Origin of the sequence: Leptospira gomenensis, from assembly GCF_004770155.1 — a bacterium.
GTDB lineage: Bacteria > Spirochaetota > Leptospiria > Leptospirales > Leptospiraceae > Leptospira > Leptospira gomenensis.
Genome location: NZ_RQFA01000010.1, coordinates 108,638 through 133,787, shown reverse-complemented (window position 1 = coordinate 133,787; position 25,150 = coordinate 108,638). Strand labels below are relative to the sequence as shown.

The following is a 25,150-nucleotide window of genomic DNA, read 5'->3' as shown; positions in this document are numbered from 1 at the left end:
GGATTTCCAAGTCTTTTTTCCGGGAAATTAACCGCTCAAACGCTCTAAAGTTTCCACCGTTCGTTTTAACGAATCGGCAAATTCAGATTCGTCGAAAAGTTTGGAGGACAACAGAGCCAGATCGTAGACCGTCCTGGCCAGTTTCTCCGCCTTTTCAGAGTCGATTCCCCGCGAAAGCGCCACTGCGTTTTTCACCAAACCGGAGCGGATATTTACCACGAGGGTATGATTTTTCAGAAGATCCGTAGGCTTTTGCCCGCCCATCAGATTCATCTCGCTGAGTCTACGCAGATGTTCCGGAAGAAGTACGACGGCGGGAACTCCTTCCGACTTGAGCGCTTCCGCCTTGATTTCCAGACCGTCCCGTTTCAGGACGGACTCGAAAAATTCGCGAGTCCGATCCGCTTCCGTCTTATTCTCCCCGTCCACGATCGAAGAAGAATTCTCGCGATCCACCACTCCGTCGGCGAGCTCGGAATCCACCCTTTGAAATTTCATATCCGGGTTTTTGGATTCCAAAAATTGGACGAAGTGGGAATCGATCCTCGAATCGACAAGAATCGCCTCCAAACCTTGGGACTTCAGAAGATCCATATAAACGGAGGAAGTTTCGGATTCGTTTGCATAAAACACCTTACCTCCGTTTTTATCCTTGTTCCGAATCCAATAATCGTCGAGGCGGACTACCTCCCCGGAAGATGTTTTAAAAAAGATCAAATCCTTGGCGGCGTCGTAGAATTTTTCGTCCGTTAGCATTCCATACTTTACGAATATGGAAATCTCTTCCCAATTTTTAAGAAACTGCTCCTCGTTCTTTTTGAATTCCTCGTTGAGGCGATCCGCGATCTTTTTGACGATATGAGCGGAGATTTTTTTAACCAAAGGATCGGTCTGGAGATAAGAGCGCGAGACGTTCAGCGGGAGATCGGGGATGTCGATCGTTCCCTTAAGAACGGTCAAAAACTTGGGAACGAGTTCGTTCGCGTCGTCGCCTACGAAAACGTGATTACAATAGAGTTTGATTCCCGATTGATTTACGTCGAGTTCGTGTTTTAGTTTAGGAAAATATAATATTCCCTGAAGACGAAACGGATGATCCACGTTGAGGTGGACGTGAAAGAGAGGTTCTCCCGAAAAAGGGAAAAGATAGTTGTAGAACTCGTCGTATTTTTCCTTCGTAACGGAAGATGGAGTTTCAGACCAAAGAGGAGTTTGACGATTCGCCTTCTCGCCTTTGACGTGAATCGCGACCGGAAGAAAATCGCAGTATTTACGGATCAATTCCTTGAGTTTCCACTGGTCTAGATATTCTCCCGAATCGGAATCCAAATAAAGCGTAATCTTGGTTCCTCTCGAAGTTTTATCGGAGGATCGCAAGGAAAACTCGGTGCCGGATTCACTTTCCCAAAGAACCGCAGTAGAACCCGCTTTATAGGATTTGGTCTCGATGACCACACGGTTAGAAACCATAAAACAGGAATAAAAACCGAGACCGAAGTGACCGATGATCTCAGGTTTACCGCCCTCACCTTGGAACTTTTTGACGAATTCTTCCGCGCTCGAAAACGCGATTTGGTTGATGTATTTCTGAACTTCTTCGGAACTCATTCCGATTCCGTTGTCTTCCACGACGAGGATTCTTTTTTCCTGATCGAAATCCAGGTCGATCCTATAATCCGTACCGCCTTCGAATTCCTCGGATAAGGAAATTTTTTTCAGCTTTGTGATCGCGTCGCTCGCGTTGGAAACGAGTTCTCTGATAAATATGTCCTTTTCCGAATATAACCATTTCTTAATGATCGGAAATATGTTTTCCGTTTCTACGGAAATTCTGCCTTTGATTTCTTCGCTCATAACTTATCCTCCTTTAATTTTTCGACGACTTTGGAAGCTACCGTGAATAACCCCTTCCTTTCGGCGGAGTTCATATCTTTGGAAAGTTCCGTAAAGCTCGCCGTTGTCCGCGAAAGGCCCGCCAAAAAAGAGGCCTCGGGTTCGGAAGTTCCTTTCGACAAAAGAAACTGTTTTAAGACAAAGCCTCTTTTGTTTCCTACGAGCGCGTCAAGCTCTTTTAAAACGGGAAGACCTAAGATCGGGAACAAGCCGGATATCCATCGAAAGTATTTCCGATTTAAGGATCCCCGTCCCGCCCCCCAGATCAACAAACCCAAAAACGAAGCCGTCAAAAAAACCGCAGCGATAACGGACGGATTTCGAAGCGGACTATACGAATCGCCCGCATAACGGTTCGTTTCCGGAATCGTATCGTCGCGTCTTTTGGAAACGGAGGAGACCGCGACGGAAGGGAACTCGAATACCGAAGCCCGATAACTTCCCGATATAGGATCGAAAAAAACGAACTCCCGATTTTCCGGCTTCCAGACGCCGGACTTTTCCGCGGGAAGGCCGTATTCGAATCGTGCGATCGAATAGAATCCGTAACCGGAATTTTCCAATTCCGTAAACTTCCACGAGCGAAAGGTATCATATAACGTCGATTTTACGGAACATCCTTTCCCCGACAAACAGGACGCGCCCCAGGGATCGGCAACCGCCGAAAGATTACCTTCGCCTTCCACGATCAAAGTGAAATAAAGAGTGTCGCCTAACGCGATATCGTCGGGATCGTTTTTGAGTTTTACCTGCGTCCGGAAATTACCTACAGCTCCGCTAAAAACTCCCGAAAATTTAGGAAGCGCTTTGACCGTGATCCGATTGGGGACGGTTTCGATCGTCTTAACGTTAAAATAGGATTGTAGTTGTCCCTCGAGGGAAAAAGTGGTCTTTCCCAAATGGAATTCTCCCGGACGAAGAGGCACAAGCGAATAAATCTCTTTATTGTAAACCGCTATGTCGTAGACTTTGCCTTCGTAAAGCACCTGATCCGGAACCTTAACCGCGACTCCGGAAAGAACCTCGCTTCGAAAATACGGAAATTGAATCGAATCAGCCGGATTACGATCGAAATACGGCTTACGCACGTCCTTATAGTATAACGTGAAATAACCTATGATCGGTTCTCCCACCCATGTTTCTTTTTTACTCGTCTGAAAGATTACCTTAAGATCCGCGTTTTCGGGAAGCTCCTCTCCTTCGAATTGAAAAAACCGATCGAAAAAAGAGCGTGCTCCTTTGGACTTCGCGGTTTTGGATCCGGAAAGAACCTGAATGCGAATCGGCTCTGGAGTGAAACGTTTGCCGTCCACGTCGATCGCGACGGACGGCAGAGTAAACGAACCTTCCTTCGAAGCGCGGATTCTGAATTTTAAAAGCCTCTTACGGAAGACTTGAAAATTGACGATGGTCGTGTTCTCTTCGACGCCTGCGTAAACCAACGTTATATCCCCGTTGCTAAAGGAGGAATTCGGAATGGAGAATTTGGAATTCATATCAAGTTCGAACACTGCAAGAGATTCTTCTCCCATTGGGAAGATGTTACGCGTAACGTAGAACTTCGTCTCCTCCGCGTTCAACGCCGAACAGAATAGAAAAAGAATAAGACGATAAAGACGACTCTTCACCAAAAGACCTCCCTATCCTTACTTCTTTTGCTTTTTCTACGGACTTTATTGAGATCCAAGGAATCCAAAATACGTTTGGCCTCCTCTTCAGAAAGTTTTCCTCCGCGCTCCGAGCCGGAACGCGGATCGGTATCGGAACCGGCGGAGGTGCGATCCCCGCGCTCTTGCGGCAAACTACCGTTAGGCGAAGATCCGTTCCCTTGTTCCTGCTTTTGCCGATCCGACTTAGGATCGGAGGAAGGCGGATTGTGCCTGAGATATTCCAAATTTTTTCGCGCTTCTTTCAGGTTAGGATTGAGTTTTAAGGCTTTGATGTATTCTTCCGCGGCACGTTTTCTATCTCCGACTTTCTTATAACTGTTTCCCAGATTATATCTGGATCTCCACTGAAGTTCCGGATCGGAGGATGAGGCGGATTTTTCGAAATGTCGAATCGCCTTGGCGACATTGCCTGCTTTGAATTCGGCCGCACCTCGATTGAATTCCAAACGGGCGTCCTCCGGAAAATAAGTTTCCGCTTCCTGATATTTTTTCAGTGAATCCTTAAAATCCCCCTGTTCGTATCGTTCGGCTCCCTCTTCCACACGGACGCCGCCAGGATCAAGATCGAACGCGGACAAGGATCGATTCGATAAAGAAAACAAAAGTATAGTAGAATATACAAAAATTCTAAAGTTTATCAAGATGCGACCTCTTCTTCGCCGAAGGGAAAAGCGCGCTTTCGACCAGGATCCAATCCAAAAGCAGAAATAAAACGGCGGCCAATATGAATTTACCCGAGCCTTCCGCGCGTTTCAGATTTTTTTTACGCGAATATAAATTCTCCTCCAAGGAGCGGATTTCTTTTTTTAGGGATTCCCCGTCAGGAGAATTGGTCTCCAACGGAAAAAACTTCCCTCCGTTTTTGTCGGCCAAGTCATTCAAAAACTCCGCATTCATCTTGGAACGAATCACACTCGGAAGACTTTCATTGGGACTTAAACTTCCGTCCTTCATCAGATAACCGCTTAGACCGGAATCGTCGTCGTTATAAACGATCGGCCCGCCCGTAGAAGTGCCCGCCCCCCAAATCTGGAACGACGCCGGAAATTTCACCGTTTCCGGATCTCCGATGTCTTCTCCGTCCGTGACCAAAATCAAGATTCTATTTCGAAACACCTTATCCGAATTGAGAAGATCTTCCGCTTTCTGAAAGGCTTTCGCCAAGTCCGTTCCGCGGTCCCCGATCATGTCAGCATCCAAACCTCGTACGTAATCCGAAAACGCGGCGACATCGGAAGTCATCGGGCAATACAAAAAAGGACTGCCTGCAAAAACGATCATTCCGAAACGATTGCCCGACAAGGCGGGCAACATGCGGAGCAATGTCGCTTTAAATTTTGCGAGCCGATTCGGCTGCGAATCTATCGCCTGCATGGACAAACTCACGTCTACGAGAAAGAGTATATCCACTCCTCGGAAAGATTCCTCCTTTTTTTCGTCCGTATAATCCGTTTTCCAACCCGTAAAAAAAATACAAACGAGAGAGGCGGACAAAAACAGAATTCTAACCGCCGCAACTCCTGCGCGCGGAAAAGAAGCGGAACGTTCCAGACCCGGATATTCGCGTTTCCATACGGAAATTTTACGCAGAATATATATTCTTGAAATTGAATATATAAAAATTAGAATACATAAGACGAAGAATACGTTTTGAAAAACGGAAGAGGTATTCTGGATCATACGTAATACCGCAAAACGAAAGTCCTAAGCGCAAGGTCCAAAAGCAGGACCGCAAGAGCCCGATAAATCCACAGTTCGTATTCGGTTTCTCGGACCTCTCGAGGTGGTTTTTGGAGCGGATCTTTCTCAAGCGAATCGATCGAAGAAAGGACTGTTTTCAACTCCTCCGGATCTTCCGCTCGAAAAAAACGTCCGCCCGTATTCGCGGAAAGTTCCTGTAGGATTTCGAAATTGATTTCATAGGAACTCTCCTCCTTACCGATTCCGATGGAATAAATCTTAGCGCCGATATGCTCCGCGAGATCCGTCGCCGTGACGGGATCGATCTTACCGGTATTGGAAACGCCGTCGGTGATCAGAACGATGAGCTTGGACCTCGCACGCGAAGAACGAAGCCGATACGTGGAGAGAATGATCGCGTCTCCGATCGCGGTGCCCTGTTCCGCGACGGTCTCCTCTTCGATCGTATTCAAAATTTCGTTCAACGATTCCCGATCTCCGGTCAAAGGGGCTTGCAGATACGCCGCACCCGCAAAAACAACGAGACCGAGGCGGTCCTGATTCCTTTTTTCGATGAATTTCCGCAGTAATTTTTTAGAGACACCCAGTCTTGTATCGGGTAGGAAATCTCGGCTGCGGGACATCGAACCCGATACGTCCAAAGCGATCATGATGTCCACACCTTCCGTTTCCTCTGGTAAAAAGGTAACCTTTTTGCCCGGACCCGCGAGCGCAACGACGAGGAAGCTGATCGCGATCGGACGTAAGAGCGGCAAAAACTTTCCGAAACGTTCGAACAAAGAAAACGAACCGACGCGTCTTCCCGGAAGACGTATCTCCAATCTCCGAAGATACATTCTATTTTTATAATATATTACCGTCCAAATCCAAGTCGGAAGCAATAACAAAAGCGCGTAAGGGTATTCCAGATTCATCGTTTATCCCATACCCCCTTCCAATACAGGAACTTTTCTTCCGCGTCCTCTTTCGAAAGTAAATCATCGCCGGGTTTGAATTTTTTTTCCGTTAAGAATCGTTTCCAGGATTGAAGGTCCTTTTCTTCGAACGGGAACTGATCGTATAAAAATCGGAACAGCTCTCCTTCCGTAAAAGAGGAAGTCCGTTTTCCGGAAAGCGAAGCGGATTTTTCGCGGATATAACCCGACAAAGCTCTGGCGAAATCGCGTGCCGGAATCGGACTTTTTTTCAGAAGTTCGATCAGCCGTATTTCGTAGATTTCCAGACGTTCAAGCATCGGTTCCGCCTGAACGATCGCGTCCAAAGGAGAACGGCGCGAGGAATAAATCCTGTAACAATAAATTACGAACGAGATCAAAAGAACGCATAACGCGACGAATACGCCCAGACGGAACCAATACGGCCCCGAAAAAACGAGCGGAGGAAGAATGTCCGCAGGACCCAGATCGTTGTCGGTGATCGCCGTTTTCACCAAAATTCTTTTTTTTGAATATTCCATTTTTCCGTTTTTATCGACCCAATGTACGGGGATCGAATATTCGCCGGTGACGTAAAACGAAAAATCCGCCGCAAAAGAAGTCGATTTTTTTTCCGAAAATAGGACCTCAAAACTGGGGAAATCCGGATCCGAATCGGAATAGTGGAGACCGGGCTCCGGAATCCGAACGTCGAGAGGATTCCCTTCGGTCCATTGCAGTTCGTATCTGAATTTTTCGCCGACAAAAACCTGCTCCGGAGACATACTTTCGACCGTCTGCGCGAACAGCCCGCATGAGCTCATTAAAATAGAAAAATATATTAATATTCTAACGAGATTCTTCATTTCGAAAAATACCGAACTAAAACTTTGGGCTCCAACTCGAACCCGGTTAGATCCAAAACCGCGTCCTGGAAATAAGATCGCAGATTTGCGGATTCGAATTCGGGCGAAAGGGTTCTACCGAAAAGGCCGCCTTCCTTTTTTTCAGGATCCCTGGAATAAAAAAAAGAAAAAAGTCCCGAAGGCGGGCTCATTTCGAAGGGATCCCGAAAACGGATCGCGTGCAGAGAATAATGTTTTTTTAGACTGGAATATTTTTTCAAAGACCCTAAACCGATAAAGTCGCTTAACAAATAAACTTCCGCATGACGATGAACGCGATTTTTAAGATAACGGAACGGAAGGAGAGGATCCGACTCGCGATCGATTAGTTTTTTACCAGCGATTTTTTTCAAAGCCGGGAGGAGTTCGGCGCGGGAGCGGAGAAACGCGGTCTCCCATTCCACCTTATCCGAAAAGGAAACGATCTTGATTCGATTTCCTTTTTGGACGTAAAGAAGGGAAAGAAGAGCAAGAACCTGAAATGCATTCTCCGATTTGGAATATGTTCCCGCTCCCCATTCCATCGAAGCCGACACGTCGTAAAACAGGATGGCTTGTCTTTCCTTTTCCTCGTAAAATTCCCTAACGTACAATTCTCCGAAACGGGAGGTTACGTTCCAATCGATCAGGCGTGTATCGTCTCCGAAGCCATAAAGACGCACATCCTTAAAATCCAACCCTCTTCCACGTTTTGAACTGTCGGCGTTTCCCGCTTTTTCACGGAAAGAACGGGTTTTATTCCCCGGTTCGAGGCTGGAAAGAATGGATAAGAATTCCTTACGAATCATAACGTTACGATCAGGGAACCGGAGTCGCCTCCACAACCGTGTTGATCAACGATTCGACGTCCAATTCCTCCGAAATGGCCTCGAAGGTCAAAAGAATCCTGTGTCTCAAAATTTCCGTCAGGGAAATCTTGACGTCTTCGGGAATTACGTATGTCCTTCCGTTCAATAGCGCATTCGCTTTAGAACTTTTTAATATACTCAAAGAGGCGCGCGGAGATGCTCCGTGACGTATATAGGGAATCAATTCGGGAATCGTCCTTTCCTCCGGTCTTGTGTTTCTCACCAAACGCACGATATACGATTTGATCTTATCTTCGATAAAAACGTCGTCGAGTAAGCCGGACAACCTCAGTATCTCTTTCGAAGAAACCACCTTTTTGATTTTTCCGTTGTCGGGCTTCAAACGACCGTGTTGTTCCAGAATCGCGATCTCTTCGTCCAGAGCCGGATATCCCACGTTGACCTTCATAAAAAAGCGGTCCATCTGCGCTTCGGGTAAGGGATATGTGCCGTCCTGGTCGATCGGATTCTGCGTAGCGATTACCAGAAACGGTCTGTCGAGTTTATATGTCTTATCGCCGATCGTGATCGTCTTCTCTTCCATACTTTCAAGGAGAGCAGATTGCACCTTGGCTGGAGCGCGATTGATTTCGTCCGCGAGAAGAACTCCCGTAAAAACGGGACCCTTTCTTGTTTCGAATTCGGTCGTCTTAGGATTAAAGACGACGGTTCCGACCAAATCGGCCGGTAGTAAATCCGGCGTAAATTGGATCCGTTTGAAATCCAGATCCAAAGCGTTTGCGAGGGAGCGAGCGAGTAAAGTTTTGGCGAGTCCGGGCATCCCTTCGAGTAATACGTGACCTTGACAAACGAGGCAAACCAAAACGTTGCGGATGACTTCGTCTTGTCCCGTGATTTCTTTTCCCAATTCCTTTTTTAAAGTTTCCAGGGTGATTCTGGCAAACTCTACGTCTTCTGCGGAAAGCGGATCTTTTTCCATACGGTAAGGATGAAACGACCCTCGCTCCGCTTCAAGCGAATTCGTTTTTCAAATCGCCGATCACTTCGGCGGATTATAATCCATCTCTTTTTCGAGAATTTCCGTAGGAATTACGACGGATTTCCCTATAAAATCGGATTGTGTTCTCGAAAACACCCGTTACAAACGCCGCGATCGTTCCCCGCTCCAAGAAGCGGCACTAACGTTTCGCGTCCCAATTTCCGGAACTATTGTTGCCTCGATAACTTCCGGAAATAGAACGGCCTTCCAAGGTTCCCGTATATTTTTGAGTAAAGGGAACGTTACTTCCGATTTCCGAACAACGAACTCCGGAGCAGGACCGGACAAACTGGATCTGGTTTTCCTTCGTCGAAATTCCGCTCAGAAACTCCGGTTTACCTTTCCCCCAATTGGAGAATTTCAAAATCCCCTGCAGCTTCCCGTTTTTGCCCGCATAAAATTGTAACGTACCTTTGTGCGGTCCGACGTTCAGTTGATAGACTCCGGCGAAACGTTTATCGTTGACGGAAAGTTCGGCGGACGAGGACGTTTTTTCTTCCGGAAAAAATTCTATCTTCTCGACGGTGTCCATGGAAATTTCCTGATTCGGATCGGCGATGTTCAACACGTTTTGATCGATCGACACGAGCGTGCCTTGTGTGAACGAACCGTTGTAGGTAACTTTTGCGTTTCTATGAAGTCCGGAAGAACCGCAGTTCGCCTTGACGAAAAATCCGAGAATAAAAAATAAAACGGCGGTCGGGAGGAAAATCGCGATATCCCTTTTGCGAGAGGAGAAGATTTCGGAGCTCATACCGATAGTATCGGCGAATCTAAAAAAGTACACACATCCGAAAAAGAAAAAGCGGAGAAACCTCCGCTTTTCGAAAAACCGAGTCCGGCGCTTACGTGCACCGTTTCGGTGAGTAAAATCAGATCGACCGGATCCGACGCAGGATCATTTACATCCTTGCATTTCTCCCATCTTTTTACTTTCGTTTCCGTTGATGTAAAATATCTTACCGGAACGGACGGTCCAACAATCGGTTTTCTTGTTGGTGCCCGGCATGATCGGACCTTCGCCCAACTTGACACCGTTTTCGTCGTATTCGATCGCCTTGGCGTCGCTTATGATTTCGAATTGTTTATTTCCGTTTTTGTAGTAGGTAAACGGAATATCGGGTTTATAACTTCCCTTCAACTCGTTCGTGGCCTCGTCGATATTGAGAATGGAAAACTGCAACTTCCCTTTCCCGACCAACTGACCTTCCTTATTGTACACTTCCGCCGAAGACATCATGAACTCGTTCATCATATCGCCTTTATACGCCGGATTTCCGTTGCTCCAATTGAATTTCCAAACTCCCTTACGCGTATGCTCCCTTTGTCCTTCGGCAAAGATGTTTCCATTTTTATAATATTCTTTCCAATAACCGGAACGAAGCGCCTTTTTTTCCTTGGGATCCTTCTCTTTTTCCGATCCCGGTTCCAACTTAGGTTTATAACCGCCTTCCATCTGAATCGCTCCGTTGTCGTAATACGTTTTCCAAATACCGGTCTTTAGATCGTCCTTATACGAACCCTCGCTCTGAACCGTGGTTCCGTCCTTATGATACGAGGTTTCCGCTCCTTGTTTCAAACCGTTGGAATAGTTGGAGACCTTTTTTTTCGCGCCGCTCTGACCCGGTTCCGCGTAGTATTCCGTCCAAGTTCCGTCTTTCTGATCGTCCTTGTAGGAGCCCTCCTCGTCCATCAAACCTTCGTTGTTTTTCTTCCAATAAGGACCGTTCTTTTTATCGGCTTTATAAACGGTGCTTTCGGTTTGAACTCCGTCGCGTTTGAATTTTTTCTCCTCTCCTTCCTTGACTCCGCCCGCGTATGGAGTGTCTCGGAGAACCTCTCCGGTTTCGTATAACGTCTTCCAGGAACCCTCGCGTTTATCGTCCTTGTATTCGCCCGTGCGGATCAGAACGCTGATCTTCTTTTTGGTCGCGGAATCTTCCTTCTCTTGGTATTCCTTCCACGCTCCGTTCTTTTTGAATTTTTTGATCTGATCCGGTTTTAAACCGTCGAGTTGTTCCGGAGTACAGGGTTTGCCTGCGCAGTCCGTGGTCACAGGACCTTCCGCCTTCATATTGAATGTTTCCTTGTATTTTTCTACGCGGATATTGGGAGGAAGAATTTGGATCTCCTGATCCTTACCCTTATTTTCCACACCGGGAGCGCTTGCACAAGCGGCCGCAAGAAGAGCGAACATCGCCAATAAGATTCGTTTCATGATTATTCCTTACGAATTAAAAACTTCACGCAAACGATAAGGGCACGAATCGAAAAGTCAAGAAATTACGAAGGTCGGGCGAATCGGGCGGTAAAAATTACTTCGAATCCAAGTAGTAATGAAGCAGAATAAACCGGATAAAAGGACGATAACAATCCAAGGAGATATGACCGCTATCCGCATACGTATTGCAGGCGTAATACGAATCATGACTCATATCTATCAGAGGAATTCCCGCGGTTTCGTGCATCGGTCGAACGATCTTAAACCAAGGATCGGGAATGTTCAATTCGTTCAAAACCTTTTCCATCGGAGGAGAAGCTCCCGGTTTTACGAACAACGCTCTCCAACGTTTTTCCTGGAGCAAATTTAGAATTTTCTGATAGAACTCGTATTGCATTTCGGACGGAGCATACGAAGGATAAATCCAACCTACGGTTTTACGCGCCGATTCCTGGATTTTGCCGAAATCCTTTTCCACATACGCACCGGCCGGAGAGATGGAATTTCCTTTGTCGTTTTTTAACGTGGCGATCGTCATCTGCTTGAGCATTTCTCCGATTTCCAGGTTTTCGTTTTTGAGACGTTTGATCACGTTGCCGACGTAGGGTTTGTTGTAACTCACTCCGAACAGGTAATTCCCGAAGTAGTAATTGAAATTCTCCTTACCTAAAATCCAACCGTATTTGAGGATGAAGACCGGATCGAAGCTGTTGGCTAAATTCGATTTTTTGAATGTAGTGCTGTTCTTGTTAAACTGGAACGGATCTGTTTCGACGACCACAAGATCCGGATCGACTCCGCCCTTTGCGAGCCCTTCCAAAAAATAAAGATAATACGCGGGAGTCGTGACCGCGGAGGAAAGGTTATAGATGTCCCATTCCGGGTAAAACGCTTCCAACTCGGAATTCTGAAAATAGAGCATACGCGACGACCCCATGAGGATCATGAGCTTTTTTTTCTTGGAGGGATTTTTGGCGTATTCCCCATGCGAACCGTATTTAGAAACGATCTCGCCGAGCAGTTCCTTTTTTACGTCGTAGTAGATGTACGTGAACTCCTGTTTCACGTAATCGCGCACTTGATCCAAAAAGAAAAGTTTATCGAAAAGAAAGATCGCTAAAAAAAGAAGAACGGGATACCAAAGAAAGGGTTTGGATTTCAAGAGATTCTCCCGGGAGAATATGCGGATAAAAAATGAGCCGATGCGGACACCGGCTCAGATTCTTCAGGAAGCGAAAGCCTGTCAAATGAAATCAGGCCGTCACCATGTCTTTCTGGGAGAACTGTCTGCGTCTCCTCTGCAACTCGGCAAACCATTCCTCCGCTTGTTTGTGATAAGCGACCAGACGTTTTACGTATTGTCTTCTTTCCTGCAGAAGAACTCTTCTCGCTTCGTGGATGATCTCCTCGACGATTTTCGTATGAAACGTAAAATGGCTGGCGAAGAGATTGAAGTATTCCCTCTCCGAAGATTCCCAAGGCCGGGAAGTCAGATCGGAATAATACTGTTCGAGTTGTCCGATATCGCGGTCGAAGTCCGATTCGTAAGGAGAATTGATGACCGCTATGGTATCGGTGATATCCGTGAGCGTTTGAAAGTAACTTTCTAAATCCGGTAGTTCCACAGGTAAAATCACCTTTCCTATAGGTTCCTTTTACCATCTTTTTTAGAGGCCCTGCCCGTTCAAGATTTTTTCAAGTATTCTCTCAAATGTTTTCCTTCTTCTTCCCATCCTTCCGCGGCCGCTTCGACCCAAACGTCGTATTTTTCTCCCAAAGGATAACCGGAATTCGTGACGATCAATTTGGAAGAATGATCGTTTAAGGATTGGAATTCCAACTTCAGTTCGATGTCCCCGGCCGGATGGTCCTGCCAACTTAGGATCAATTCCCGAAACGGAACGATCTTCTTATAAATGCCGTTGGTCGTAAGATCCCCTTCCATACCGAGTTTCCAAGTCCAAGCGAAGTTAGCGCCTTCCTTAGGACGACCGGTCACTTTGTCCGCGAGCCAATGGATCAATTCCTCGTTAACCGTCACCGCGCTCCAAACGCGGCTCAAAGGATAGTCGAATTGAAATTCCCTTACTACGCTTCTCGTTTCCATACGGGTTTCCTTTTAGTGAAAATCTTTATAAAGTTTTTTGAATAGAGTTCGCTCTAAAAAAGCGGGCGCGATATTGCGCAGCCATTTGAGAAAAAAACCGGAGCTGTCCATGATCACGAGTCTAGAATTAGGAGTTTCCACCGCCGACAACATTTTCAAAGCGACTTCTTCCGGAGTTTTGATCTTAGCGTTAGAATGTTGTCCTTCGTTCAACGGTTTACCGTCTCCGTCCAAACCGCTCGCGCGGAGGTTGGTTTTTGTGTACGGAGGACAAAAGAGGATGAAGGAAAGACCCTGTTCGGAAAGTTCTATCCTCGCCGCTTCGAGCGCGGCGTGTAACGCCGATTTGGAGGAAGAGTAAGCGCTTCTTCCCGGAATTCCGTACAAACCGCTTACCGTGGAAGTGGCGATCACCGTACCTCGAACGAGTTTGATCTGCGGAAGAAGACGCTGGATCAGATGAATCGGACCGAAAAAATTGATATCGAACGTTTTGCGGAATGTGTCGATCCTCGTACCGTCGAAACGGGAATGGGTGGTCACACCCGCGTTCGCAAACAAAACGTCCACGCTTCGGAAGTCTTTGGAAATTTTTTTCACTGCGTGATCGACGTCTTTTTCGGAGGCGATATCCGTGGGAATATGAACCCGCTGAGCGACGACGGATGTTTTACGTTTAAAAAGCGGAGGATAGGTCCTCGACAAGTTGATGAGAGTACAATCGATTTCGGAAAGCCGATCCAAAACGGCCTCTCCGATTCCGGAGGAACCGCCCGTGACCACGACGGTCTTGCCTTTCCAAAAATCCGGATTCATTTCGGAGCATTCTGTGTGTTGGAAGCCAAGGTTCAAGAATTTTTTTAAACGGAAAAACGGGCCTCGTTTTTATATTCACGTCCGTATGGTTTACGATATTCGTTTTTGTATGGTCGCTTTCTTGCCAGACAAACGAATTGCAGCCAATCCCCCCGAAAAAATTTTAAAAGAAGCGAGGAGCGAGTTGTTTTGGAGACGGATTCTTACGAGAAACGTTTCGAAAATTTCATACTTCTCCGTTTTGGCGATCTTAGTCTTTCGGTTAACGGATGGTTTGTAAGAAAAAATCCGGAAAGAATAAAACGACCGGCTTTGAAACGGCAAAACAAGTATCCGCACGGATTCAAACCCTGAAATAGAAAAAAGTTGGAAACGGCTTTTAGAAACGATTCAATCGAAAGATGCCGTGGAAATGAAAACAATATCCGCTGACCTGACTCGATTCGCCGCACTACCCCTTGTGCGACGAATGCCGACAAAGGAGAATCCTCTTCGAAAGATTAGAAAAGAAAACCCCGAGACGACGTAGGACAAATCGTATTCTGCTTTCCTCTGTCCCGATGGTGCATCCGGAAGGATCGACCATCGACCGATCGCCTTCAACTATACGATAAAATCGATATTGTCCGGTAAAATGAGATGCGATTCCTCCCGGACCAACCCCGTAAATCTTCACAATAAAATCCGCATATTAGGAAAAAATAAAACATCGAAAGAACGGAAAGAAAACAGTCGATGATGACACCTTCCCTCCGACGATGCCCCGTTTTCAACGCCGAACAGGACGCAGGTCGTAGCGTCTACGCGACTTCAATAAATATGACCGAATGCGGAAATCTTAAAATCTTCCGTGATTTTTAGTTCCTTAAAAATCCATCCCCGGTTGTGAATCAAGCCGTCTCGCAACAATTCCTTTTCGATACGAGATTCGTCTTCTTGAGGATTCAAAAACGAAAAGTCAAGTTCCGACTTTATATCGTCTGATTGGACGATCGGAATGCGAAACGAAAAATCTCCGGCATTGTATTTCAGTCCTCGGACTTTTTCTTCGTCCTTGTATCTGTCTCCGTATTTGGATAAATAATTCGACAAAGTTTTTTGAAACGCTTCTTCGGAATTAGCGACCAACTCACCCGCGTCGATGCCGAATACGTAAAACTTCTGATCCTTGTGTTGTTCCGCAAATACTCGGATCGAATCGGCCCAGGTTTTCAGTTTGGCCTTTACGCTCTCCAAATCCACGAAATCATAAGGCGACTTTACCTTTCCTTCGATCGCAGACTTTAGCATTTTCGAATATAACTCATTGGAATTTCCTTCGGCGATTTCGATCGCAGAACCGTATTGACCTGTTTTTGCCGGATCGGCTCCGTAACGAAGAAGTTCGTATACGGTTTTCGGATTCCCATTTCCTACGGCAAGTTGAAGCGCGGTTCGATTTTTTATCGCTCCGTCGGGTTCAACTCCGGTTTTCAAAAGTATCTTCGTAAAATTTATGTTATAGTCTTCGGAAGCGAAAGCGTATAACGCGCTCGTCTTCGATTCTTCATTCGATTTTTCGAATATTAACTTCGTAACTTCGGGAGAACCCGAACCTCCGGCCTCTACGATCGCCGCCAATTCCAGAGGAGTTCTTCCGAAACCTTTCGGATCGACCACCGTCACGTTTTCAAAGGAACCTCCGGATTCTAAATAATTCCGGATCGATAGGACATCCCCGTTTCGTATGAAAACAGTCAAAGGATTACTCATCCCCATTCTCCTTTTGTTTCAAAAAGTAAAATCGTATTTCTTACTTCAGAACTTTCGCTGAACGTTTATAAAAACTTCGGCTGATTACTGCTCGCAAACCTAGGCTTTTAACTCCTGGTACTTTCATCCGCAAACTTAGTGATTCCCGTTACTCGCACTGACCTCGTCCTGGATGACGCGCGCCTCTGCGCGAAACGCGATGTAGGACCAAACCCAAGTGATCAGAATCGTAACCTTGTTTTTAAATCCTACCTGATAAAAAAGATGGACGAAAAGCCAGGCCAACCAACCGAAAAAACCCTTCATCTTGAAAAAACCCATTTGAGCAACGGCGTCCGTTCTTCCGATCGTCGCCATCGAACCTTTGTCCATGTAACGAAACGGTTTACGCTTTTTATTCTTCAGATCGTTCCGGATCAAAGCGGCGACATATCTTCCTTGTTGCATCGCGACGGGGGAAACTCCGGGTAGAGGACGTTCCAAACCTTTACCGAAATTGGCGATATCGCCGATCACAAAAACGTCCGGATGACCTTCCGGATTACAGAATTCGTCCACGATCACTCGACCGCCGCGATCTAAAGGAACGCCTAACGTGGCGGCGATATCGTTCGCCTGAACGCCGGCGGCCCAAATGACCGTGTCCGTGGCGATATGTCGGCCTTCCAAGGAAACTCCTTTTGCGTCGATATCGATCACCCTGGTTCCGGTGAGGACTTCCACGCCTCTTTTTTCCAGACGTTTTTTGGCGAATTCGCCCAACTCCGTAGGAAACGCCATAAGCAGACGAGGGGCTGCCTCGATCAGGGTGATTTTGGACAAAGCCGGATCGATCTGATGAAATTCGTCCCGGATGATCTGATGCGAAAGTTCGGCGATGGAACCCGCAAGTTCCACGCCGGTCGGACCTCCGCCTATGATCACATAGTTTAACAACGATTTAACGACTTCGGGATCCCCCGAAAGTTCCGCCTTTTCGAAGGAGATAAGAAGTCTGTGACGGATTTTGAGCGCGTCCTTCAAATTTTTTAGTCCGATCGTATGTTGTTCCCAACGATCGTTTCCGAAATAACTGGATTTCGCGCCGGCGGCGACTATTAGAAAATCATAATTCGTTGAAGTATTTTGGTAGTGAACCGTTTTGGACGTTACGTCGATTTTAGTCGCTTCCCCCAAAACCACGGTGACGTTCTCGTGTTCGCCTACTAGGGAACGCGTCGGAATCGCAATGTCGGCGGGGCTCAAAACCGCGGTCGCCACTTGATACAAAAGCGGCTGGAAGAGGTGATGGTTTTTTTTATCGATCACCGTAATTTCGAGGTTTTCGATTTTGGAGAGCTTTTTAACCGCCTGAAGACCTCCGAACCCCGCGCCGATAACGACAACTTTCTTTTTTCCGGATTTGCTCATTTCGAGAATTTTCCTCCCGGATTTACGTTTTCAAATCCAGTTTTTTGGAGAGGATGAATTCGAGAAAGTCTTCTGCGGTTTCGGAGACGATATTTTGTACTTCGTCGAAATCCTTTAGGGTTCCGTAATACGGATCCGGAACCTCCGAATCCTTTTTGGAATCCTTTTGAAAAAAGCGGAAGAGCTGCACCTTTTTCCTTTCCTCCTCCGAGGAAGCAAGATACAAAACGTCTTTTTGATTTGACTTATCCATCGTAAGGATGAAGTCGAATTCCTGAAAATCCTCTTTGCGGAATTGACGCGCACGATGAACGAGTTCGATGCCCCGTTTACGGGCCGCTTGTCTCGTACGCGGATCGGGTAGTTCACCGATATGATAGCGGGAAGTTCCGCACGAATCCACGAAAAACAAAGATTCCAAATTCCGTCTCCGAATCGAATCGAGAAACGCGCCTTCCGCCGCGGGAGAACGACAGATGTTTCCCAAACAAACGAAAAGTACGCGGAACCTCGGAAGACCGGTAAGGGATTCCCGTTCGGAAATAGGATTTATTTCGGATTGATCTTCGACCATAAAAATTCCGGAATTCGTTTCATCAAATAACCGAGGATCGCCCACGGGAACCAAGGAACTGTAGCAGAAAGGACTTCGTTTTCAATCCTTTTATGAATTTTTCTCGCACCGAGTTCCACCGGAATTACGAACGGTCTGGACTTCATCCGATTGTTGATCGGAGTGTCGATGAATCCGGGATGAATGACCGTAACCTTGACGCCGAATTTTTTTACCTCGGAACGAAGCGCTTCCATATACGTGGACAAACCCGCTTTGGAAGACGAATAACTTCCGGAACCGGGAAGACCTCGGAAGGAGGCGACCGAGGAGATCGCGACGATCTGACCCGATTTCTGTTTTTGAAAAAAAGGGAGAACCGCTTCCACTCCCGCCATCGCTCCGATGAGATTGGTTTCGACTACCTTTTTATCGGCTTCAAAACTCCTTCCACCGAACGACGAACTTGTGGAAATACCCGCATTCAAAACGATCGTATCCAAACCTCCGAGTTCTCGGATCAATTTGGGAAGAACGATAAAATTTCGTTCGAAGTCCGAAACGTCCAAAGTATCGAAGACGACGTTTCCCTTTGCGCCGGCGTCTCGGAACTCTTCGACGATTCCCCGTAAGACGTCGGTTCTCCTTGCGGTAAGAGCTACGTTCGCGCCGGAAAGGGCGTAAATCCTCGCCAACTCTTTTCCTATTCCCGAACTGGCTCCAGTAATCATTACGTTTTTCATATATAAATAAAATTCCTATTCCTTCCTGACCGTTTTATGCTTTAGGACGGTCGTTCTCAAGGGAAAAAATCGGCGATCGGTTCCGATTTTTCCATCCGCGGAAGGTGGTTTCGCAAATTCGAAAAGCCGTTTCCGCTTTTGAATCGGAGACGCATGAATTGTACTTTTATAATTTGAAAGATTCGCAATTTCTAAAACGACATGGTTTAATTTGATTTACCTAAAAAACCACAAAGACATACCTTTGTAAATACGAGCTCCTAAGGCTCGAGAGTGAATAAGAGGCGGTACGCCGAAATGGACCTGAACCAGCAGGACGAAATCACACGACTCAAGGGATTGATCGAACTCTACGAGCGGATTTCCAAACTCGGAGAAAAGGAACTTTTAGAGGCAGAAAAAACCCTCCAAGCTCAGGAAAACAACGCCGGTATGGCGAGGCTGGAACTAATCCGCATGAACGAACAACTCAAATCGATCCGGAAAATCGGGCCGGATCTGAAGACAAAAGTGATCGCCCTTCTGAACGATCACGAGACTGGACTCTTAGAATTCAGAAATGGAATAGAAACCTTATCACAAAATAATCCTCTGTTTTATTCCGACTTTTTTAGGATTATATCCCATCTCGAAGTTCCCGAACACGAAGCCCGCGAACTCTGGGGGGACATATACGAACACGGTCAATCCATGAGCGATTCACTCGGACGGAACGTGAACTTCGTGGTATCCATGTTGGATTATATATTCAGCAAAAACAGGATCATCGAAAATCCAAAAATCGTGGAATTGTATTCCTTCGAAGAGATCATACTCAACACGGTCATAGACGAAACCAGCGGGATCTACAACCGGAGATATTTCAATATCATACTCAATAAGGAAATCAACCGCAGCTCCAGATATCGAAGGGACTTTTGTCTTCTCGTATTCGACGTAGACAATTTTAAGATCGTAAACGATACCTACGGACACGGATTCGGAGACGACATCCTACGTTTGATCGCCGGGACGATGCTCTATTCATTTCGTCAAGAAGACATCTGCTGCAGGATAGGAGGCGAGGAATTTGCCGTGATCTTACCGGAAACGCCGAGGGAAAACGCGCTCGTGGCAGCCAACCGGTTTAGGAATCATTTGTTGGAAGCCTCTATGAATCAGTACGGATTAGCCGTTACTGTTTCCGGAGGGATCTGCAAATATCCGGAAAACGGAAAAGACACGAACGAATTATTCAAAAACGCGGACGCGGCTCTCTACAAAGCCAAAAAAAGCGGGAAAGATAAATTTATCGTCCTTGATACCCAAATCTGATCAATCTTCCGGGACCTTATATTCCAATTCACCCGAGTATTCCTCCAACTTGGAAATGAGAATCGCGTTCGTGTTGGCGAGTCGATCCGCAAGGATACGCACCATCTTCGCGGCAAAATCCGGATTGTTTAAAAGAAATTTCTCCAGCTGTTGTTTACTTTCTATGACAGCAAGTTCGCAATCCAACAAAGCCTTTGCGGTCGCGGTCCGCGGAGTCGCACGGAACAAAGCCATCTCTCCGAAAAAATCCCCTTTTTTCATGATCGCGAGCCGTTGAACGATGTTTTTGCGCGTGAAAAACACCTCTACGGTCCCGGATAAAATCACGTACATCGCGTTATTCAACTCCCCTTCGCGAAAGATGATTCCTCCTGCGGGGATCTGGAACTTATTCATTTTTAAACCGACCTAAATAATTTGATTCTTTACCGGAAGATTGCATACTGACAGATGAATCTAAAAATCGCAGCGGAAAAAGTACACCCTTTTATGAACCCGAACCTTTCCCTTTTTATCGACCTTTTCGGACTTTGTATCATTTTTTTTCTTTGTATCTATTCCAAAATCCCGTTCAAAATACTGTGTGAAATCCCTCCAAAGTCTGAAAATCCTGGAAGAAGTTCGACAGTGGATTTTATCAGAGGATTGGCCATTACAGGAATCGTTTTTATTCACGTGAATTCGTATTATCAATTTTTCGGTCCGACCGAAAACGTTTCCGCGTTTACGTTAGCGATTTCCAACGTATCGAGATTCTCCGTTCCTGCGTTCATTTTATCCTCCGGAATATTTCTCAAACCGGCTCCTTTTAAAGACTACTGGAAATCGAAGATCCTTTCACTGATCGTTCCGTATTTCTTCGTGAGCCTGTTCGCCGCATACGTCAAATTAGGTGCGTTGCCTGCCGTCGCGGAATTTTTAACCGGCTTTTTATTGGGGACCTGGTGTGCGCCTTACTACTTCGTACCTCTGTTATTTTTATTTTATCTCATCTATCCAGCCCTGCAAAAAATCAAAAACCGATTAAAATCGAACGCGGGGATTTTCACGTTCTTAGGCACGGCCTTATTGTTGAACTTTCTATCGAATCACGTTTTTTTGTTAATTTCAGACCCGTTGTCTAAGACCTTGGAACCGATTTCACCCACGGGTTTTATTTTTTTCTTCGTATTCGGAATGTTGACCGGCTCCTGGTTCAGGAACGGTTCCGGGTTTTTATCGATTTCGTATGAGTCCTCCCCTCCACTCCCCTACCCGTTTCGAAAGTTACTTTTTTTAGGAACGGTCCTTTACCTAACGGCGGTATTTTTGGCCGGAATATCGTGGAAATTCGATTCATCCAACCACCTTTTATTTTATCCGACCGGAATGTTTCTGCTTCTTTTTTTATGGGCAGAATCGTTCGCAAAGAACAGGAGACATAGTAAACTTCTATCCGGTTTTGCCTTTATAGGCAAAAACAGTATGGGAATTTTTTTATTACACCCGCTCTTGATCCATTGGATGCACGCCTGGAATCCTTTCGAATACGGAGCAGTTGTCGCTTGGTTGGCGGTTCCCGTAGTCGCGATTTTGAACGTGATTTTACCTTTGTGCGTATGGATCGGAATCGGCAAAATCTTCGAACTAATCCGACTTCGATCCACGGAACGGAGTTAGGTCATCGGAAATTTATCGTCCGGTCCAAAACGAACTTTCCGAAAATCTGACGCGTCACATTCCGTTCGCAAATTCCTTTCGGACCGTAATTCCGGAAGCTCGCACCGATTTAAGAGCGTCTCCGTATGCCATCAGAATATTTAGCGCGAAGTCGATCCTCGACCTAATATATTCGTCCTCTTTGTTGATCGGTTCAGGGCCGTTAAGAACTTTCTCGACATCTCGAACGATAATGTGTTCGGGAATATAACACGGTTTCGTATTTTTATAACTGCTCATTCTAAGTTCCGAAATCGGATAACTTCCTCCGCGACTGGCGGAAACCGCAGTCAACAAAACGGGCTTATGACCGAGAGCTGCCGAATTACAGTATAGGATGAAGTTCTTTAAACCCGGGGAAGCCATACCGGAATATTCAGGCGTGACAAAAACCAAGGCGTCCGCTTTTTTGAGTTCGGAATCGATGGGCTTCCAAATTCCGTCCCAGTATTCGCCGCCGTCCCAGAACGAATCGTCCCAAACCGGAAGTTTGTGATTTCCTAAATCTAACACCCACGGCGAATGTCCAAAAAATTCCAAACGTCCCGAAATCCAATTTGCGACCTTTGCCGACTGGGAAACTTTTCGGTGTGGTCCTGCGATGATTGCTACATTCATATATTCTCCGTATATACGTTAAGCTCGTTTAATTTTGACTATTCTTTGATGCCGTATTTTTTCTTTAACGCGGACAACTCCTTGAGAAATTTATCCTTCTGTATTTGGGTTAATTTTTCGAGACGGACTACCACTTTAACAACACCCGTTTTACGGGGTGAAATGATTTCACCCCCTCTGCCTTCTTTTTGTTTTAAAAGTCCTTCTAAATTTTTAACGGAAGCATCCTTGCCCGACTTGATAAGGTCTGCGACTGATTTCTGATCCAGTCTGGCTATGGAGCTTAGCTGTTTGACGTAACGCTCCGTAAACCCGAGGACTTTTGCGACTTCTTCGGCCGTTTTTTTTCTTTCCTTCCGCAAAAACTGAATGGCCCGACCGACTTCCCAAGGATTCAGACTTTTTCGTTTTTCGTTTTCGGCCAAAGCCATTTCAAAACATTTCTCTTCCGAAGCGGAGGTTTCTATCGAAGGAATCGTATTCCACTTCAACATTTTAGCCGCCTGAAACCTTCTTTCACCCGCGACGATTTGATATTTTTTTCCCGACCTGCGGACCACGATTGGCTCGATCAAACCCAGGCGGCCCATCGATTCCACCAAATCGGAAACGTCCTCCCTTCCGAAAACCCGGGGTTGTGTGGGATTGGGAACGATATCGGAAATTTGAATCTCGGTTTTGGAGGACTCCTTCTCGCCGAAGGCCGTTAAAAGATCCATACCCGCAAATTCGGAACGTTTAGCCATTTGTAATCCTCCTCGTTAATTCGTCGGCAAGCAAGACGAACATCTGCATGGCCTTGCCGTCATATTCTCCAAGCAGTTTCTTTTTGGCCTGAGCCTGCGGGATCGATTCCCTTCTGTAAATTACCGTTTCGAAAACTCCGAAATACTTTCGAATCGCGTCGGCGAGCCCCGCCAATGCTCTCGCATCCTCGTACTGATTCAATACGGCACCCAAAAGATTAAGCGACGGATTAGCCTTCTTTTTGATTTTTAGAATGGTAGAATGAAGGTCCTTCAACCCCTGAACACTGAACGCCCTCGTTTGAATCGGGATCAAAACGTGATCCGCGGCGATTAACGCGTTTTCCAGAATAAGCCCCAGCGACGGAGGACAATCGATGATGATATATTTATACGCCGAACGAACTGGCTTAAGAGCGTCCTTTAAAAGTTCGAAATCGTCCCTTTCATACGGTGTCGTAAAGTTAGCCAAATGAATGGACGACGGTAATAGATCCAAGCCGGGAGCAAGATTTACGACTAAGTCCCGCACCGGAACCGGCTCTTCTCCGCGATAACCAAGCGAATGGAATACCGAACGTTCTACCGAACCAAAAAAAAGTTGGGTAATATTCGCTTGTGCGTCCCAATCGACAAGAAGCACCGGCGCCTTTTTGGACAGGGCCTCGGCGAGCGAAACCGAAAGTGTGGTTTTCCCCTCTCCGCCCTTTTGGTTGGAAACCGCTATGATTGCGGAATCGTAAACTACACGATCCAACTTTTGAAAATACCTATCTATCGTTTCTTGTGAGAACTTTCCTTTTCCGGAAACGGGGATTTTCCATTCCTCAACCTTGGACAAAAAATCCCCTTCCGAAACGATATCGTACTCTTCTAGAATTTGTTTGACGGTTAAAATTTTCGAGTTCATCTGTTTCGACTTTAATGAGCAGAATGATTTGGACGAGCGGCGATTGTCAAATCAATACTATGTCGCTTTCTTCCGACAGATCCAAAAAACGGAATTGCGTGGGTAGGGGAGGGCGGTTATTCTGCCATGGTTCCCGGATATCTTCCGTTTCCGGGGGTGAAATGGTTTCACCCTATATACACTTTTCGAAAGAACAAAAAAAGATCCAATGAGCATAAATACAAACCTTCTAAAGACGTTTTTTATCATCGTCATCCTTCACATCTTCTTAACCGTTCCCGCAGGCGCCCAATCCGAACCGGCGTCTAACGTAGAGCCGCCACGTATTCCTCAGGAAAAGGAAAGGCCGATGGAAGAATCGGATTCTTTCCTTAAAAAACTGATTCGACAGAGCTCGATAACTTTGCTCGGAGGCAGAAACGGAGGCGTCAATCTTTTCGAAACCGGAACCAAATACGCAAATCTATCCGGGTTGCGCGGCGGTTCGAGAATAACCTACGAAAGAAACTTCAATTACGCCGGATTAGGTTTTACGCTACGCTGGAAACGTTGGGAAGCAGACTTAAGCGGTCGAACTACCGGCTGGTACGTAAACGCGGGAGAAGGGAGGGACGAGGATTTTTTCCTGGGAGACCCCACGATCGAACGTGGTACGAAAATTTCCACCCGCGAATTTTCATACTACGACACTCCTTACACGTTTATCGGTTCGAGAAATTTTGCGGACGGCAAAGGAAGATTGTCCATGAAACAGGACAGACACGCTCTCATATTACGAAGGTATTTCGGAGATTCGGATCCTGACGCAAGAAAGGAAGGCAAAGGACTTTTTTTAACCGGCGGATTTCAATATACTTTTATGAAATACATTCTCTACGACGTGTTCCAGTTTTTCGATTCCAATCCGATCTTTTTAAGTCGGATCGGTTTGGGGTTAAGTCTCTCTTATTCCACGTACGAGTTCCCGCTGGGACTAGGGTATCGTTATTCGGACGGAACTTGGGTTTTTGAAACATCACTTTCGGGAATTTTTTGGAACGGGCATTTTCGCGACTTTCATTACCAAAGAGCGCTGAATTTTATCGGGGACGTATCCGGATTCGGGGTCGATTTTAACGTAGGGGTCGGGCGTATTTTCGGCGACTATCTATTGTATTTCAAACTCAACGAACACAGACTTTTCGGGGAAGGCCATTTCGTAACCAAAGGCGGCTTGAGCACGAGCGACATCTTATCTCAACACTTAGGGCAGTATAAGAATTACATGAACATGAAGGAATGGAATCTGGAGATGTCCGTAACCGGATTTCTACATTGATTTCGAAAACGGT

Annotated in this window: 25 protein-coding genes; 3 read left to right on the top strand and 22 right to left on the bottom strand. The window is 46.2% G+C overall.

Annotation, left to right across the window (positions count from 1 at the left end):
• Positions 1–27: 27 nt before the first annotated feature.
• From htpG to EHQ17_RS01745, 18 genes are all read right to left on the bottom strand, one after another.
• Positions 28–1,854 carry a molecular chaperone HtpG gene (gene htpG / locus EHQ17_RS01835; protein WP_135595176.1) on the bottom strand — a complete coding sequence of 609 codons (1,827 nt, stop codon included), beginning with the start codon at positions 1,852–1,854 and terminating at the stop codon, positions 28–30.
• A complete protein-coding gene (locus EHQ17_RS01830; RefSeq protein WP_246057337.1) occupies positions 1,851–3,521 on the bottom strand; it encodes a BatD family protein in 1,671 nt (556 codons plus the stop codon). Before EHQ17_RS01830 ends, htpG begins: the two co-directional genes overlap by 4 nt.
• Positions 3,518–4,204 (bottom strand): TPR repeat-containing protein BatC, encoded by a 687-nt coding sequence (gene batC, locus EHQ17_RS01825; protein ID WP_135595180.1) that lies wholly within the window; start codon positions 4,202–4,204, stop codon positions 3,518–3,520. Before batC ends, EHQ17_RS01830 begins: the two co-directional genes overlap by 4 nt.
• The gene (gene batB / locus EHQ17_RS01820; RefSeq protein ID WP_135595182.1) at positions 4,191–5,243 is read right to left on the bottom strand and encodes a VWA domain-containing protein BatB; all 1,053 of its coding nucleotides are present in this window, start codon (positions 5,241–5,243) and stop codon (positions 4,191–4,193) included. The genes batC and batB overlap by 14 nt, the downstream gene beginning before the upstream one ends.
• Positions 5,240–6,178, bottom strand: coding sequence for a VWA domain-containing protein BatA (gene batA, locus EHQ17_RS01815; RefSeq protein WP_135595184.1), 939 nt, complete (start codon positions 6,176–6,178; stop codon positions 5,240–5,242). The genes batB and batA overlap by 4 nt, the downstream gene beginning before the upstream one ends.
• Complete coding sequence (locus EHQ17_RS01810) at positions 6,175–7,044, bottom strand: LB_053 family protein (protein WP_135595186.1); 870 nt, start codon at positions 7,042–7,044, stop codon at positions 6,175–6,177. The genes batA and EHQ17_RS01810 overlap by 4 nt, the downstream gene beginning before the upstream one ends.
• Positions 7,041–7,871: a DUF58 domain-containing protein gene (locus EHQ17_RS01805; protein ID WP_135595188.1), complete on the bottom strand. Its 831-nt coding sequence runs from the start codon at positions 7,869–7,871 to the stop codon at positions 7,041–7,043. Before EHQ17_RS01805 ends, EHQ17_RS01810 begins: the two co-directional genes overlap by 4 nt.
• Before the next feature lie 10 nt (positions 7,872–7,881).
• Positions 7,882–8,871 carry an AAA family ATPase gene (locus EHQ17_RS01800; protein ID WP_135736122.1) on the bottom strand — a complete coding sequence of 330 codons (990 nt, stop codon included), beginning with the start codon at positions 8,869–8,871 and terminating at the stop codon, positions 7,882–7,884.
• Positions 8,872–9,070: 199 nt separating this feature from the next.
• Positions 9,071–9,685: an LIC20036 family protein gene (locus EHQ17_RS20045; protein WP_246057320.1), complete on the bottom strand. Its 615-nt coding sequence runs from the start codon at positions 9,683–9,685 to the stop codon at positions 9,071–9,073.
• Between the two features lie 144 nt (positions 9,686–9,829).
• Positions 9,830–11,149 carry an LIC20035 family adhesin gene (locus EHQ17_RS01785; RefSeq protein ID WP_135591786.1) on the bottom strand — a complete coding sequence of 440 codons (1,320 nt, stop codon included), beginning with the start codon at positions 11,147–11,149 and terminating at the stop codon, positions 9,830–9,832.
• A 97-nt stretch (positions 11,150–11,246) separates the two neighbouring features.
• The gene (locus EHQ17_RS01780; RefSeq protein WP_135591788.1) at positions 11,247–12,314 is read right to left on the bottom strand and encodes a DUF1574 domain-containing protein; all 1,068 of its coding nucleotides are present in this window, start codon (positions 12,312–12,314) and stop codon (positions 11,247–11,249) included.
• A gap of 91 nt (positions 12,315–12,405) precedes the next feature.
• Positions 12,406–12,777, bottom strand: a complete 372-nt coding sequence (locus tag EHQ17_RS01775) for a hypothetical protein (protein ID WP_135591941.1) — start codon at positions 12,775–12,777, stop codon at positions 12,406–12,408.
• Positions 12,778–12,836: 59 nt separating this feature from the next.
• Positions 12,837–13,259 (bottom strand): SRPBCC family protein, encoded by a 423-nt coding sequence (locus EHQ17_RS01770; RefSeq protein WP_135591790.1) that lies wholly within the window; start codon positions 13,257–13,259, stop codon positions 12,837–12,839.
• A 12-nt stretch (positions 13,260–13,271) separates the two neighbouring features.
• Complete coding sequence (locus tag EHQ17_RS01765) at positions 13,272–14,075, bottom strand: SDR family NAD(P)-dependent oxidoreductase (protein ID WP_135591792.1); 804 nt, start codon at positions 14,073–14,075, stop codon at positions 13,272–13,274.
• 810 nt (positions 14,076–14,885) lie between these two features.
• A complete protein-coding gene (locus EHQ17_RS01760; protein ID WP_135591794.1) occupies positions 14,886–15,827 on the bottom strand; it encodes an ankyrin repeat domain-containing protein in 942 nt (313 codons plus the stop codon).
• Positions 15,828–15,962: 135 nt separating this feature from the next.
• Complete coding sequence (locus EHQ17_RS01755) at positions 15,963–17,237, bottom strand: NAD(P)/FAD-dependent oxidoreductase (RefSeq protein WP_135591796.1); 1,275 nt, start codon at positions 17,235–17,237, stop codon at positions 15,963–15,965.
• 22 nt (positions 17,238–17,259) lie between these two features.
• On the bottom strand, positions 17,260–17,811 hold the full coding sequence (locus EHQ17_RS01750) for a low molecular weight protein-tyrosine-phosphatase (protein WP_135591798.1): 552 nt from the start codon (positions 17,809–17,811) through the stop codon (positions 17,260–17,262).
• Entirely contained in the window at positions 17,787–18,533 is a 747-nt protein-coding gene (locus EHQ17_RS01745) for an SDR family oxidoreductase (RefSeq protein WP_135591800.1), read from the bottom strand. Before EHQ17_RS01745 ends, EHQ17_RS01750 begins: the two co-directional genes overlap by 25 nt.
• 297 nt (positions 18,534–18,830) lie before the next feature.
• Here EHQ17_RS01745 and EHQ17_RS01740 point away from each other — a divergent pair, with 297 nt between their 5' ends.
• A complete protein-coding gene (locus tag EHQ17_RS01740) occupies positions 18,831–19,847 on the top strand; it encodes a GGDEF domain-containing protein (RefSeq protein WP_135591802.1) in 1,017 nt (338 codons plus the stop codon).
• On the opposite strand, the gene EHQ17_RS01735 is transcribed toward EHQ17_RS01740, so the two are convergent.
• A complete protein-coding gene (locus tag EHQ17_RS01735; RefSeq protein WP_135591804.1) occupies positions 19,848–20,243 on the bottom strand; it encodes a cyclic nucleotide-binding domain-containing protein in 396 nt (131 codons plus the stop codon).
• 93 nt (positions 20,244–20,336) lie between these two features.
• Here EHQ17_RS01735 and EHQ17_RS01730 point away from each other — a divergent pair, with 93 nt between their 5' ends.
• Positions 20,337–21,506, top strand: a complete 1,170-nt coding sequence (locus EHQ17_RS01730) for an acyltransferase (RefSeq protein WP_135591806.1) — start codon at positions 20,337–20,339, stop codon at positions 21,504–21,506.
• A 54-nt stretch (positions 21,507–21,560) separates the two neighbouring features.
• On the opposite strand, the gene EHQ17_RS01725 is transcribed toward EHQ17_RS01730, so the two are convergent.
• From EHQ17_RS01725 to EHQ17_RS01715, 3 genes are read right to left on the bottom strand one after another with little or no spacing between them, the layout of a single operon-like run.
• Complete coding sequence (locus EHQ17_RS01725; protein ID WP_135591808.1) at positions 21,561–22,163, bottom strand: NADPH-dependent FMN reductase; 603 nt, start codon at positions 22,161–22,163, stop codon at positions 21,561–21,563.
• Positions 22,164–22,201: 38 nt separating this feature from the next.
• The gene (locus EHQ17_RS01720) at positions 22,202–22,909 is read right to left on the bottom strand and encodes a ParB/RepB/Spo0J family partition protein (protein ID WP_135591810.1); all 708 of its coding nucleotides are present in this window, start codon (positions 22,907–22,909) and stop codon (positions 22,202–22,204) included.
• Positions 22,902–23,819, bottom strand: coding sequence for a ParA family protein (locus EHQ17_RS01715; RefSeq protein WP_135591812.1), 918 nt, complete (start codon positions 23,817–23,819; stop codon positions 22,902–22,904). Before EHQ17_RS01715 ends, EHQ17_RS01720 begins: the two co-directional genes overlap by 8 nt.
• Before the next feature lie 208 nt (positions 23,820–24,027).
• Here EHQ17_RS01715 and EHQ17_RS01710 point away from each other — a divergent pair, with 208 nt between their 5' ends.
• Complete coding sequence (locus EHQ17_RS01710; protein WP_135591814.1) at positions 24,028–25,137, top strand: putative porin; 1,110 nt, start codon at positions 24,028–24,030, stop codon at positions 25,135–25,137.
• Positions 25,138–25,150: the final 13 nt, after the last annotated feature.

Bases quoted from the DNA above. Each gene is read 5' to 3' on its own strand.
- EHQ17_RS01810 (WP_135595186.1), bottom strand. From the start codon at position 7,044: ATGAAGAATCTCGTTAGAATATTAATATATTTTTCTATTTTAATGAGC.
- batB (WP_135595182.1), bottom strand. From the start codon at position 5,243: ATGATCCAGAATACCTCTTCCGTTTTTCAAAACGTATTCTTCGTCTTA.
- EHQ17_RS01745 (WP_135591800.1), bottom strand. From the start codon at position 18,533: ATGAAAAACGTAATGATTACTGGAGCCAGTTCGGGAATAGGAAAAGAG.
- EHQ17_RS01760 (WP_135591794.1), bottom strand. From the start codon at position 15,827: ATGAGTAATCCTTTGACTGTTTTCATACGAAACGGGGATGTCCTATCG.
- EHQ17_RS01785 (WP_135591786.1), bottom strand. From the start codon at position 11,149: ATGAAACGAATCTTATTGGCGATGTTCGCTCTTCTTGCGGCCGCTTGT.
- EHQ17_RS01715 (WP_135591812.1), bottom strand. From the start codon at position 23,819: ATGAACTCGAAAATTTTAACCGTCAAACAAATTCTAGAAGAGTACGAT.
- EHQ17_RS01755 (WP_135591796.1), bottom strand. From the start codon at position 17,237: ATGAGCAAATCCGGAAAAAAGAAAGTTGTCGTTATCGGCGCGGGGTTC.
- EHQ17_RS01730 (WP_135591806.1), top strand. From the start codon at position 20,337: ATGAACCCGAACCTTTCCCTTTTTATCGACCTTTTCGGACTTTGTATC.
- EHQ17_RS01800 (WP_135736122.1), bottom strand. From the start codon at position 8,871: ATGGAAAAAGATCCGCTTTCCGCAGAAGACGTAGAGTTTGCCAGAATC.
- EHQ17_RS20045 (WP_246057320.1), bottom strand. From the start codon at position 9,685: ATGAGCTCCGAAATCTTCTCCTCTCGCAAAAGGGATATCGCGATTTTC.
- EHQ17_RS01720 (WP_135591810.1), bottom strand. From the start codon at position 22,909: ATGGCTAAACGTTCCGAATTTGCGGGTATGGATCTTTTAACGGCCTTC.
- EHQ17_RS01770 (WP_135591790.1), bottom strand. From the start codon at position 13,259: ATGGAAACGAGAAGCGTAGTAAGGGAATTTCAATTCGACTATCCTTTG.
- EHQ17_RS01740 (WP_135591802.1), top strand. From the start codon at position 18,831: ATGGACCTGAACCAGCAGGACGAAATCACACGACTCAAGGGATTGATC.
- batA (WP_135595184.1), bottom strand. From the start codon at position 6,178: ATGAATCTGGAATACCCTTACGCGCTTTTGTTATTGCTTCCGACTTGG.
- EHQ17_RS01765 (WP_135591792.1), bottom strand. From the start codon at position 14,075: ATGAATCCGGATTTTTGGAAAGGCAAGACCGTCGTGGTCACGGGCGGT.
- EHQ17_RS01725 (WP_135591808.1), bottom strand. From the start codon at position 22,163: ATGAATGTAGCAATCATCGCAGGACCACACCGAAAAGTTTCCCAGTCG.
- htpG (WP_135595176.1), bottom strand. From the start codon at position 1,854: ATGAGCGAAGAAATCAAAGGCAGAATTTCCGTAGAAACGGAAAACATA.
- EHQ17_RS01710 (WP_135591814.1), top strand. From the start codon at position 24,028: ATGAGCATAAATACAAACCTTCTAAAGACGTTTTTTATCATCGTCATC.
- EHQ17_RS01735 (WP_135591804.1), bottom strand. From the start codon at position 20,243: ATGAATAAGTTCCAGATCCCCGCAGGAGGAATCATCTTTCGCGAAGGG.
- EHQ17_RS01750 (WP_135591798.1), bottom strand. From the start codon at position 17,811: ATGGTCGAAGATCAATCCGAAATAAATCCTATTTCCGAACGGGAATCC.
- EHQ17_RS01805 (WP_135595188.1), bottom strand. From the start codon at position 7,871: ATGATTCGTAAGGAATTCTTATCCATTCTTTCCAGCCTCGAACCGGGG.